Here is a 12884-nt window from a genome sequence, read left to right as displayed (position 1 = left end):
AACCTATCCATTATCCAATTTCGAAGTACAAGGTGCTAGGTATTTATATTTGCGAATGATCTCAAGTTGAGAATGCCCTCTAAAAATAGGAAACAGATATAAGTGTAATTGATAAAAAAATGGGGTAGTAAAACGAATATACACTTTGAAATTTAATTCATAGGGGAGAAGTTGTATGTTAGTGAAATGGCTACCACCATCATTAAGTAAGTATTTAAAAATGTCGAAACAAGAAAGAAAATATGAACTTCGCCTAACTTTATGGCGAACACCGTTGTTGTATATTTTATGGACGTTTTTTCTAGTTGCTATCACAGTTTATATGGATGTAGGGATAGGCATAGCTAAATATACTTTTGACGGTTTTCAAGCTACTTTTGAAACGACGAGGGCATTAATAAGCGCATTAATTGGTGGCGTTCTAACACTTAGTGCGTTTACGCTAAACTCGTTACTTGTTGTACTCACCACATTTAGTGGTCAGTTTTCTCCAAGGATGTTGCAAAATTTTGTCAAAGATAAGCAGACGCAGCATATTCTAGGAATCTTTAATGGCAGTTTTGTTTACGTGTTAATCATGTTTCTAGCAATTAGTAGTAATCCCGTTGACTATTATGTAACTGTACCGTTTGCTACTGTAGCAATTGCTTTTTTTGCAGCAGTAACATTTATATATTTTATAAATCATGCTACTACATGGATGCAAGTGCATAATATTACCGACACGATGAAGCAAGTTACAGTAGAAATGTTAGAAGGAGATTTTACGAAAGACTTACAGCAAATGCGAACGGAAAATCCTGGTGACTTATTGCAAGGGTGGCAAAAAGAAAAATGTAGTGTATTAGCGCCTATATCTGGCTATATACAGCTGATTCTCTTTAAAGACTTACTACAAAAAGCGAAACAAGACAATATTATTGTGAAAATGGAAGTAGGTATTGGAAACTATGCTTTACAAGGAAATCAGCTTTTTACTTATTGGGGGCCAGGCGCTCATCAAGTGAACGAGCAAGAATACTTAGATTTTATTCGTTTAGGCCATAAGGAAACAGAAATTCAAGACTTAAAATACGGTCTAAATAAGCTAGCAGAAATTGCGATTAAAGCAATGGGAAATGATGATCCTAAAACAGCTGCGAATACGATTTATCAAGTGGCCGACTTGCTGTTAGCTTTGGAGAATAAAGCTACCTTTTCCCCTTATTTAGTCGATGAAGAAGGTCAAGTGCGCTTCATATTAGGTGTGGATGATTTCGAATACCACCTCTATCAGGGGTTGGGATTAATTAGACATTATGCACAAAAGAACTATCCGATTATTACAAACATCATTGAAGCGTTAACGAGATTGGCTGGCGCGGTGGATCAAAAATATCATAAGGTGATTTGGAATTTTGCTACGAATACGATTGATCATATTTATACAGAGTTTATTTTTGATCTAGATCGTAAATTATTGCTACGCAATCTTCAAGAGCTTGCACGTATTACGGGCCATGCGTCTAACTATAACTACATCGAACGTCACTTAAAAGGCGATAAGCAATGATTTGCGATGTTTAAGAAGGCAATATAAAGGAATAATACGTATAAATCATGTTATAAGAAAGGAGCATGTTTACGTGAAGCAAGAACATGTACGAGTACAAGTTGAACAAATTTTGGAAAGTGATCTTGTTGGTCCGATGGCTACAGTAAAAGGGAAAATGCCGCACTCTAGGTATATGACGTTTTATCATGATAACTTAACATTGTATACACTAACTAGCAAGCAAACGGACAAAGTAGATGATATTGAACAAAACCCGTATACCCATATTATTCTTGGTTATGAAGGAGAAGGGTTTGGTGACGCTTATGTGGAGTATGAAGGCAAGGTAAATGTCAACGATTCTCCTGAACTAAAGAAGAAATTATGGAGTGACCATGCAAATATATATTTTGATGGACCAGATGACCCAAATTTAACGGTGCTGGAAATAAAGCCATTGCATATCCGTCTCATGAATAAAAAAGGGCAAGAAACGCCACAGGAATTAGAGATATAGGAGTAATCAAGCCAGCTGTATGGGAATAAGCAGCTGGCTTTTTATCAATTAGAGTTGGTACAAGGAAAAGCTACAGCTTAGGCCACGTTTTTCTGGCATAGGCTGTAGCTTTTCTATGGTCTAGGATATTATAAAATTTTGCAGCTGTTGATAAACTTACTAAGTTATTTAGCCACGTCCGGCTCCAGCGCCTTTGTTCTACTATAGGAAATTATAAAAGTTTAAAGGTTTATAGTATAAGAAAAACGATGCCATTCGCCATAAGACTTGGCGACAAGCCAAGTTTTTCTAATAATGAAGTCCTATGATTGTGCTTGCTCGGTTTGTAAAGCAAGCCTTCCATCTGTAATTTGATACACTTTATCACAATAATCAATTAATCGTGTATCATGCGTAACAACGATGGTAGTTTTGTTGCTCTTCGTCGTTATTTCTTGTAGCATTTCCATCACTTCAAACGCTCGATCGGAGTCGAGGGAGGCGGTTGGCTCATCGGCTAAAATGATACTAGGGTCTGTGTAGAGTGCCTTGGCAATAGCGACACGTTGTTTTTCTCCTCCTGACAAGTCGGACGGAAAGCTATTTAATAACTTATGAATACCTAATGTTTGATATAGTTCCTGCAATTTTTCAGAAGGCAAGTTATGCTTCTTTACTTTATCTAATAAACGCATTTGTTGCTTCACATTCAAAAATGGAACTAAATTAGATGATTGCAGGACGAACCCAATTTCTTTCAAGCGAATGGCTGATCGCTGTTTCTCTTTTAATTTAGTAATATCTGTACCATTCATAAATACTTGACCACTGGTAGGAGTTTGTAGACCACCGGCTATTGTCAAAAAGGTACTTTTTCCCGATCCAGATGGTCCAATGACAGCAATTAATTCCCCCTGTTGAGAGGAGAAATCAGTTGGCTTTAGAGCTTCTACTTCTGTATGTCCCGAACCGAAAATTTTACGCACTTGTTTCATTTCAAGAACTGCCATGGTTTAACCTCCAATCGCTTTTAGTGGATCGATCTTTACAATCGTTTGAATAGAGAACAGCGCTCCTAATACAGATACAAAAACAAGTACAATACCATAGAGGAGTAAATCCAAATAATTAAAGGCGATAGGAACGATATCTGGTAAAAAGAACCCTGTAACCATCGTTAACAGAAATCCGAGAACCACACCTGCAGCTGCCAATAAAAAAGTTTGGGCAATAACCGAGTTTGCTAAGTATTTACTCGATATTCCTTGTGCTTTCATAACCCCGAATATACTTATCTTCTGAATGGTAAGTACATAGAGGAAAATAGCTAATACGACTGCAGAGATAACAAATAAGAAGTAAATCATAAAGTTTAAGGTTAATTTTTGTTCTGAATAACCAGGGAGATTTTCGATAAATGTTGTCGTATCTACAACTTCTAATGCTTCTTTAACATCTACATTGGATAAATCATCTGTTCGAATGACAAAGGCATTTATTTGTTCTTTGTACATTTCTGCCGCTTCTCCGTAGCGCACTTTGTGTACGGTTTGTAAGTCAGTGTAAAGTACCGGTGCAGCAATGAATTTTGCATTATCGGTAAAACCGACAATGGTTAACTTTTCCTCAGTGGAAGCCAATTGCAACTCATCACCGAGTTCAAATCCTTCTTCTTTTAAAGACGCATCAGCAACCACTTCATTATCATTTTGAAACGTCTCGCCCTCTGTTATGTCAGGCATAATGAACTCATCTGCATGAATGCCGAAGAGAGCTACATTCGATTTATTATCCCCTGAAGTAGCGATGGAGCTAATTTGGGCTAAACTAGCAAATTCATCTGCACCTTCCCCATCATAATCCTCCAGTGATAAGCTAGATTGAGGCAGGTTAACATCGGATTCTTCTGTCAAAATGACGCCTTGTGCTTCCCATTTATCAACCGCTGCTTTGTTCATGTCTTCCAACCCGTTTGCCAGCCCTGATAATAAGAAAACAAGGTAGGAAACGAGCAATAATACACCAACAATTAAAGTGAAGCGTAATTTGTTGTTCTTCATCTCATTCCAGGCTAAAAACATGGCTCTCCCTCCCAATCACATGCTAAAAAATTGTATACTCCATTATTGTATAGGAATGTTTTGACAAAACAAAACAGTTAGCTTAGGCTTAATTTGCTAAGAGAGCCAATTCATTATCATGATTGGTGAAATAAAGCGTAAAATAATAACATGCTATACTTCATAGAACACCATGGTTGTTATTCGGAAGCCTTAGATCAATCTCAATTAGTGAAATATAACACAATAAATGGTTAGGGAGAGAAAACATTGAGAACAATTGCTTTTGATTTAGACGATACATTATACGATCGAACCGAGCCATTAAAGCAGACCTTTTCCAGCTTTAGGCCTACAAAGGAGCTGCGCTTCAACGAAATTTTACCTATCTATCATAAATATAGTGATATCGCTTTTGAAAAGGTCACGAACCAGCAATGGACATTGGAAGAGTCCTATGTTTATCGTATACGCAAGACGCTTCAAGAACAAAATATCGGCATTAGTGAGCAAGATGCACTCGCTTTTCAAGCAATGTATACAAAAAATCAAGACCGTATTCAGTTAAGACCTCATATAGAAGAGATTATACAGTATTTGCAAAACAAGGAAATACAAACAATTATTATTACCAATGGACCATCGACGAATCAACGTAAAAAAGTACGCCAATTAGGGTTGGAAGCTTACTTTTCTGCGGAGGACATTATTGTTTCTGAAGAAGAAGCGGTCGCAAAACCGGACCCAAAAATCTTTCAAATTGCAGAAGAAAGATTCAGTTTGACTAAAAATGAAACGTGGTATATTGGCGATAATTTTTTAATTGATATTATCGGCGCTAGCCAAGTAGGCTGGAAAGCAATCTGGCTTAAGCCAAATCATCAGAAACCACAATGCAACCCAAACCTAGCCGAAAAGACTGTGCATTCTACGGAGGAGTTGAAAGACTATTTGTTACGACATGTTTGAGCAGATGAAACTTATGTAGCACGAGGGACATCATGCGAAGATATAATTTTATGGGGGGGCAGTCATAGGCTGTTCCTTTTTGCTGTTTAGGGAAATTATAAAATTTAGCAGATGTGAATAAACTTACTAAGTTATTTAGCCACGTCCGGCTCCAGCGCCCAGCAACTAGGCGACTTCACTCCATTGCCCTACGATAAGTCTAAATAGGAAGGCCGACTAAAGACGGGCTTGCCGGAGGGCGCCGGCATACTCCTGTTCCAGTCGCTACGTTGCTAACCGAGCGCCCGAGCCTTTGTTCCTGTTTGAGGGGCTATGCAACGTTTTTTTTAAATAGAGCAACCTTTATTGATGAAAAGGGATTTCCATTGTGAAAAATGAATATCTATAATGGAAGGGAAGGATATGGTTTTTATTGCAGCGGTACGCACATGAATAGACAGAGGATAGAACATATGGTACATTTATTATGAATTAAAAATACTTTAATTAAAAATAAATGGAGGGGTTGTTACATGGAAGGTCTAAAGGGGATTCATCATGTTACGGCAATTACGAGCAGTGCTGAGAAAAACTATGAATTTTTTACGTATGTCCTCGGCATGCGGTTAGTTAAAAAGACTGTAAATCAAGATGATATTCAAACATACCATTTGTTTTTTGCTGATGATAAGGGAAGTCCAGGGACAGATATGACCTTTTTTGATTTTCCTGGTATTCCAAAAGGTTCACATGGTACAAACGAAATTTATCAGACATCTTTTCGCGTTCCTTCCGATGAAGCACTTACGTATTGGGTTGATCGATTCGATCGTTTGGACGTGAAGCATGCTGGAATTCAAGAGCAATTTGGCAAAAAGATAGTACCTTTCGTAGACTTTGATGATCAGCAATACCAATTAATTTCTGATGAAAATAATGTAGGAGTTGAAGCTGGGACACCTTGGCAAAAAGGTCCAATTCCGTTAGATTATGCAATTACTGGTTTGGGCCCGATTATTATTCGAGTTGCTGACTTTACGTATTTTAAAGAAATGTTGGAGAAGGTATTGCAATTCACATATATACAGGAAGAAAATGAGCTTCATTTGTTTGAAGTAGGTCAAGGAGGAAATGGCGCGCAGGTTATTGTAGAGCATAACAAAACGATGCCAAATGCGCGTCAAGGCTACGGAACGATTCATCATGTTGCATTCCGAGTAGAGGACCGATCGGTATTAGATGCATGGACAAACCGAATGGAAAGCTTTGGGTTTGCTACGTCAGGTAATGTAAATAGGTATTACTTCGAATCGTTATATTTTAGAATTACGAATCAAATCTTATTTGAACTAGCAACGGAGGAACCAGGATTTATGGTTGATGAACCTTATGAAACGTTAGGTGAAAAATTAGCTTTACCACCATTTCTAGAGGAGAAGCGGGAACAAATTGAAAAAATGGTTCGACCAATAGATACGGTGAGAAGTACGATTCAATTTTAGTCTTATGGTGAAAGCCTATTTTAAACCTATAACAAAGAATTTGACCAGGTTTACATTATCGATGTGCTCCCTCCCTAAAAATTAGTGGGGGAAAGAACCCCCGCTAATTAGAATTGCATGTATAGAATGCCCCCTTAACTAGCTCACCTTGACGATCGCCTCCTAAGGGAATACGATATAGCTAGTTACTTCATTTTTGTATAGCATATAAACAAAGCTCGACGTTTTCACTATAGATTCTTTTATGTTATGAAGGGTTAGTTTATGGTGTAAACTATATAAAGCTTTTCGTTATGCAGATACGGAGGAAATGCAAGTTTTTTTAACTGAAAAATAGATAAACTACTATTTAAGTTAAGGTGTGGAGGTTATTATGGATAAACCTTTATTTAATATTCCCCATCAGACGTATTCCATGCTTAGTCAAAGTGAACGCTATTTATTGGAGTTTATTCATGAGCATATGGATGAAATAGCTGACATGTCCATTGTTACGCTTAGTGAACAAGCTAATGTTTCCACCGCTACGATTGTAAGATTAATGAAAAAAATGGGCTATAATGGCTATACTTCATTTAAATATCGTTTAAAGCAAGATAAGCAAATGTTAGATACCAATGATTCTCTCGGTGATATTGACGATGATATTAAGCAGGTCATTAAGAAAAATGAAGAAGAAGTGTTGCGAACCATACAATTACAAAGCATTGGTCAAATGGAAGACGTCGTCCAAAAAATATACAATGCGAAGCGCATTTATATTTTTAGTCGTGGATTTTCTGAAATGATTGCTAAAGAAATGATGATTAAACTACAGGCTTTAGACAAAATTTGTGAAACCCATGAAGATCCGAATATTATTCGCGTAAAATCACGTAAAGTGACGAAGGATGATATTGCCATTTTTGTGTCGTTAAATGGAGAAACCGTTGAACTTGTTGAAGCTTGTCAAAACTTAAATATTCGACAAGTAACAACAATTACTCTAACGACAAAAATCGATTCCTCGTTAAGTCATCTATCAGATATGACATTATTAGGGTACAAGACGGAACATTCGCTGTTTCCTGAATATGAAGTTCGTTCTCGCCTGTCCCTCAATGTAATTGCCCGCATATTACTCGATTCCTATGTTATTCGAACAAGAAAATAAAAGATAAATAGCCATTAAGAAAAGCTCCTTACCAAAAAAGGAAGCTTTTTTTGTTTGCACGATAGGCGTTTATTGTATCAGTAAAAGGACGATGTTCCATGCCATAAAGGTTTGCTTTTTCTAAAAGAGATGAGACTACTAGAAGCCGCAATGTGGGTGTTTACATAAACTGAAAACATTTACATAGAAAACTGTGTAATACTTAAATTAACAACAAAGAAAGAAGGTGAGGCTGTGATCTATACATGCACAATGAATACAGCAATTGATTTATACGTTGCAATGGAAGCGCTAAATCCAAATGCTGTTAATCGAACATACGATGAAGATTACCAGCCGAATGGCAAAGGCGTTAATGTTTCTGTGATGTTGAATAAAATGGGGATACCTAATACCGCATTAGGGTTTATTGGTGGTTTTACGGGACATTTTATTAAAGAAGAGCTCGAAAAACTTGGTATTGCAACAGATTTTATTGAAGTCGCAGGTAATACGCGCATTAACGTTTTTATTAATGCGGATGAGGAGTACAAAATTGTTAATCAAGGTCCAAGTATTCCGCAAGAAGCAATGCACCAGCTATTGGATAAAATAGCGAACATCCCAACTGGAAGTACGCTCATTGTATCGGGTAGTCTTCCAAAAGGTGTTGATGACCAAGTATTAATTACAATTGCGCAAATATGCGATCGAAATCATGTGAAATTAGTTCTTGATTCTAGCTCGACGGTTGTGTTAGAGACACTTGCCTATGAGCCCTATTTATTGAAGCCTAATGAAGAAGAGTTAGCCTATCTGTTTGGCGAACAATCTTTGTCAGAAGAACAGATCATTGCATATGGTAAGGAATTAATTGAACGAGGTGCAAGGCATGTCATTATATCAAGGGGAGAAGAAGGTGCAGTCTATGTAGATGGGCAACAAGCTCTTAAGGCAAGCTCTCCAAAAGGAAAGGTTGTTAATACAGCATGTGCTGGGGATGCTTTACTCGCTTCGTATATTGCCAAAACGATTGAAAAAGAATCGATTGCAGAAGCACTGATATATGCAATAGCAACAGGAGCATCGACCGCATTTTCCAAGGGGTTAAGTGATTTATCAGATATTCTTGAGTTAAAGCATCACGTCCATATTACAAATTTAAGGAGGTAAAAACAGCATGAAAAAGAAAATTGTTGCTGCCACAGGTTGTCCAACTGGAATTGCCCATACGTTTATGGCTGCAGAAGCTTTGCAAAAAGCTGCTGAAAAACTAGGTGTAGAAATAAAAGTGGAAACACATGGCCAAGTAGGAATTGAAAATGCATTGACAGCACAAGAAATTAAAGAAGCTGATGGTGTCATTATCGCAGCGGATAAGGATGTACAAGCAGACCGATTTCATGGCAAGCCGTTGATCGATGTCTCTGTTGCCAAAGGTATTAAAGAGCCTGAGCATCTAATTGAACAAATTTTGCAAGGAAAAGCGCCTGTTTATTATGCTGCCGATTATGATGGAGCAAAACAAGAAACAGATCAAGAAAGCACAACGAAAGGAAATAATAGTAAATGGGTCCACACGGTTTATAAACATTTAATGAATGGTGTTTCTCACATGCTTCCATTTGTTGTCGGGGGCGGGGTGCTGATTGCAATATCGTTTTTATTCGGAATCTATTCTGCCGATCCAGATCATGAACAATATAACGAATTTGCAGCATTGCTGAAAGAAGTTGGTGGCTTAGGTTTTAGTCTAATGGTGCCAATCTTGGCAGCTTTTATTGCAGAATCGATTGCCAAGCGTCCTGGTATGGTAGTTGGGTTTATCGGTGGTTTATTAGCAAGTCAAGGTGGAGCTGGGTTTTTAGGAGGAATTTTAGCAGGATTTATTGCAGGTTATATTATTATCCTTTTACAAAAACTATTAAAAGGTCTACCGCGCTCTTTAGATGGACTAAAATCAATCTTTTTGTATCCAGTACTTGGAATCTTTTTAATCGGTATTATTATGAAACCAATTATTATTCCAGTTACAGGTTTAAATGAAGGATTAATGGACTTTCTAGCATCTGTTCAATCAACAAATCCATTATTACTAGGTTTAATTGTAGGGGCTATGTGTGGATTTGATATGGGCGGGCCATTTAACAAGGCCGCATATGTAACAGGAACGATGCTACTTGCAGAAGGTAACTTATATTTCATGGCTGGTGTTTCAGCAGCTTGTATTGCACCACCATTAATTATCGCGTTTGCTACGGTTATCTTTCCAAAATACTTTACGAAAGAAGAACGAAATGCTGGGGCGGTTAACTTTATTTTAGGATCTACCCATATTACAGAAGGAGCGATCCCGTTTGCAGCTAAGAACCCGATTGTTGTTCTACCAATTATTATGCTAGGTTCTAGTATTGCTGCCATTCTAACGTATTTATTTAAAGTGCAAGTTCCTGCGCCACATGGCGGATTTCTCGTTTTACCTGTTGTAACAGGAGCCTTTCAGTGGGTTTTAGCCATTCTTATCGGCTCTTTAGTTGGTGCATTTATTTACGGTTTTTCACGTAAAAAAGCAGCCCAGAAATAAAAGAAGGAGGAAGAAGCTAGATGAAAAAAATGATTCAACCAGCATATATTCAGCTACAAGCAACAGCGACTTCACAGCAAGGTGTATTTCAAACGATTGCTGATATAGCAGTTGCCAATGGTATTGCAAGTTCGCAGGAAGCGATTGTAGAAGGCTTGAAGGCGCGTGAAAAGGAAAGTACAACTGGTTTTCAAGAAGGGTTTGCGATTCCGCATACGCAAGCTGAGGAAGTCAGTCAACCTGCAATTATTATTGTGCGGACAGAGACAGGGGTTGATTGGGAATCCTTTGATGGCAAGCCTACCTTCTTCTTTCTTTCACTGCTTATTCCTAAATCGGAAGCAGGTACAACACATTTACAAGCATTATCCGCCTTATCTAGAGCATTAATAAATGAAGATATTAGACAAGCTATGCTGCGTGCGACAACGTCAACAGAACTCGCTACGATTATTAGTCAAGCTATTTCAGGAGAGGACGATTAATATGCCACTTATATCAACGACACCGATGTTAGAACAAGCAAAACGTGAAAAATATGGAATTGTCGCTTTTAATGTTCATTCACTAGATAGTATTTATTGGGTTCTAGAAGCGGCTGCAGAAATGAAATCCCCCGTGATTTTACAAACAACGGTAGGAACGGTGAAATCATTAGGAGCAGAAAATATTGTGAAAGTCGCAACAGCAGCTGCCGATTTTTATCAAGTACCAACAGGTTTGCATTTAGATCATTGTACGGATTATGAAGTGATTAAAAAAGCAATTCGGGCGGGGTACACATCTGTTATGATCGATGCTTCCAAACACCCCTTCGCAGAAAATGTACAACAAACGAAGCAAGTGATGGATTTAGCAGCTAGCTTAGGTGTCAATGTAGAAGCGGAGTTAGGAAAAGTAGGAGGGGTGGAAGAAGAGGTCGTTGTTTCAGAGAAAGACGCTCAAAAAGCGGTTCCTGAGGAATGTGAAGAATTTGTTGCTTTGACTGGTGTACCAACGCTTGCCCCAGCTATTGGAACAGCTCATGGAATTTATAAAGGGGAACCAAATATTGACTTTGATCGCATTGAAGAAATAAGTAAGCTTGTAGATATCCCACTTGTACTACACGGAGGGTCAGCTGTACCAGAGGAGGATGTTCGTAAGTGTGTCGCTTTAGGCATGTCTAAGGTAAATGTTTCTACAGAGTTAAAAAATGCTTATTCTGTAGCTATTCGAGAGCATTTTGCTGCCCAGCCTAATAGCTTAGATCCACGTGCTTATTTGCAAACAGCAAAAGAAGCTGCAAAGGAAATGGTCATCTCTAAAATTAAAATAGTAGGTAGTGAAGGAAGGATTTCTCCACTCACAATCAAGTAAGTGTTTACTAAATAATAGCTATTTTTTGAACGAAACTAAAATTTAAATGGTCTTTCTCAAGCATGGAGAAAGGCCTTTTGGTACAATAATAATAGTAGTAAGGTTCGAAAATGAATCTACTATTAATTATATAGAGGGGGGAACTCCATGAAATTAATTGCCATTGATTTGGACGGGACGTTACTGTCTGACGAGGGAACAATTAGTACGGCGAATCGTTCCGCTATTTTAGACGCCCAACAAAAAGGCCATATTGTATGTATCGCTTCTGGTCGTTCACTTCCAGATACAAAGGAAATTTTGCGTCTTGCTAAATTAGACTGTCCAATTATTGCAGGTAACGGTGCGACATCATTTCATTGTGGAGAACATGTGCATAAGTTATATTTGGATAAGGAAGTAGCTAAACGTATCATACCGACTTTAAGAGATTTACATGTCTACTATGAAGTATATGTAGATGAAGGAGTTTTAGTTGAGACAGGAATGGAAGAAGTATTATGGTTAGAGATGGAACAAGCAGGTCTTAGCAATGAGTCACCTACTTCCGAATCATTGCAACGTACGATAGCTATTCAACATAGCCAGCATGGGCTACAATTCATTGATAAATATGAAACCATAGCACCAGACTATGTCGGGATTTACAAAATCTTTGTCTTATCTTTTCTTAAAGAGAAGCGTGACCAGTTAAAAAAGATGTTGGAATTAGAAGGGGATGTATCGATAACCTCGTCAGGGAGGGAAAAACTTGAAATTGCTCATCATCGAGCAAGTAAAGGTTATGCATTAGAACGAATGGCAAATCGTTTCGGTATACCGATGGAAAACACAGTGGCTATTGGAGATAATTTTAATGATATATCCATGTTTGAAAAAGCAGGGATAAGCATTAGCATGGGAAACGCAGAAGAAGAAGTGAAGCAAGTATCAACCTATACAACGTCCAATTATAATGAGGAAGGCGTAGCCAAAGCTATTCAACGCTATGTACTTAGTCTATAAAAGTTATTTCGTTTTTCTGATCATCCCTCTTTTGTTGGAAAAAAGTAACTGCTCGAAGTTCTTAAAGCAGTAGGTGATTACTTTTATATCCTTATGCGAGCTGCACCCTTGAAAGATAGTTGTACTAACCGTTTGGCGCATCACGTCAAGCGGTTTTTAATATGGTTTAGGAAAATATGGAAATTAAAAAATTTAGCAGCTAAGGATAAAATTACTAAGTTATTTAGCCACGTCCGGATCCAGCACCCAGCAACTAGGCAACTC

General features: G+C 37.9%; 12 protein-coding genes. 10 read left to right on the top strand and 2 right to left on the bottom strand.

Going from position 1 to position 12884, the window contains the following annotated elements:
• Window positions 1-175 precede the first annotated feature (175 nt).
• Together BUB45_RS09475 and BUB45_RS09470 are read left to right on the top strand one after the other, a co-directional pair.
• Window positions 176-1552 carry a DUF2254 domain-containing protein gene (locus tag BUB45_RS09475; protein WP_073007920.1) on the top strand — a complete coding sequence of 459 codons (1377 nt, stop codon included), beginning with the start codon at window positions 176-178 and terminating at the stop codon, window positions 1550-1552.
• Window positions 1553-1625: 73 nt separating this feature from the next.
• A complete protein-coding gene (locus tag BUB45_RS09470; RefSeq protein WP_073007918.1) occupies window positions 1626-2051 on the top strand; it encodes a pyridoxamine 5'-phosphate oxidase family protein in 426 nt (141 codons plus the stop codon).
• Window positions 2052-2353: 302 nt separating this feature from the next.
• Here the strand turns inward: BUB45_RS09470 and BUB45_RS09465 are convergent, their stop codons facing one another.
• Together BUB45_RS09465 and BUB45_RS09460 are read right to left on the bottom strand one after the other, a co-directional pair.
• Entirely contained in the window at window positions 2354-3040 is a 687-nt protein-coding gene (locus BUB45_RS09465) for an ABC transporter ATP-binding protein (RefSeq protein ID WP_073007915.1), read from the bottom strand.
• A 3-nt stretch (window positions 3041-3043) separates the two neighbouring features.
• Window positions 3044-4111, bottom strand: coding sequence for an ABC transporter permease (locus BUB45_RS09460; protein WP_073007912.1), 1068 nt, complete (start codon window positions 4109-4111; stop codon window positions 3044-3046).
• Between the two features lie 249 nt (window positions 4112-4360).
• Between BUB45_RS09460 and BUB45_RS09455 the strand changes: the two genes are divergently transcribed.
• From BUB45_RS09455 to BUB45_RS09420, 8 genes are all read left to right on the top strand, one after another.
• The gene (locus tag BUB45_RS09455; RefSeq protein ID WP_073007909.1) at window positions 4361-5059 is read left to right on the top strand and encodes an HAD family hydrolase; all 699 of its coding nucleotides are present in this window, start codon (window positions 4361-4363) and stop codon (window positions 5057-5059) included.
• 512 nt (window positions 5060-5571) lie between these two features.
• Window positions 5572-6540, top strand: a complete 969-nt coding sequence (locus tag BUB45_RS09450) for a ring-cleaving dioxygenase (protein WP_073007907.1) — start codon at window positions 5572-5574, stop codon at window positions 6538-6540.
• A 373-nt stretch (window positions 6541-6913) separates the two neighbouring features.
• Window positions 6914-7693: a MurR/RpiR family transcriptional regulator gene (locus BUB45_RS09445; RefSeq protein WP_073007904.1), complete on the top strand. Its 780-nt coding sequence runs from the start codon at window positions 6914-6916 to the stop codon at window positions 7691-7693.
• A 234-nt stretch (window positions 7694-7927) separates the two neighbouring features.
• A complete protein-coding gene (pfkB, locus tag BUB45_RS09440; protein WP_073007901.1) occupies window positions 7928-8845 on the top strand; it encodes a 1-phosphofructokinase in 918 nt (305 codons plus the stop codon).
• Window positions 8846-8852: 7 nt separating this feature from the next.
• On the top strand, window positions 8853-10256 hold the full coding sequence (locus BUB45_RS09435; protein ID WP_073007899.1) for a PTS fructose transporter subunit IIC: 1404 nt from the start codon (window positions 8853-8855) through the stop codon (window positions 10254-10256).
• A 20-nt stretch (window positions 10257-10276) separates the two neighbouring features.
• The gene (locus BUB45_RS09430) at window positions 10277-10741 is read left to right on the top strand and encodes a PTS sugar transporter subunit IIA (RefSeq protein WP_244527705.1); all 465 of its coding nucleotides are present in this window, start codon (window positions 10277-10279) and stop codon (window positions 10739-10741) included.
• A 1-nt stretch (window position 10742) separates the two neighbouring features.
• Window positions 10743-11615 (top strand): class II fructose-bisphosphate aldolase, encoded by an 873-nt coding sequence (locus BUB45_RS09425; protein WP_073007896.1) that lies wholly within the window; start codon window positions 10743-10745, stop codon window positions 11613-11615.
• Window positions 11616-11762: 147 nt separating this feature from the next.
• Window positions 11763-12620: a Cof-type HAD-IIB family hydrolase gene (locus BUB45_RS09420; protein WP_073007895.1), complete on the top strand. Its 858-nt coding sequence runs from the start codon at window positions 11763-11765 to the stop codon at window positions 12618-12620.
• The last annotated feature ends 264 nt before the right edge of the window (window positions 12621-12884 follow it).

It is taken from the genome of Virgibacillus chiguensis (assembly GCF_900129865.1).
GTDB lineage: Bacteria > Bacillota > Bacilli > Bacillales > Amphibacillaceae > Virgibacillus > Virgibacillus chiguensis.
Note: the sequence above shows the minus strand (reverse complement) of the source record. Positions and strands in the feature narration are given on the sequence as shown.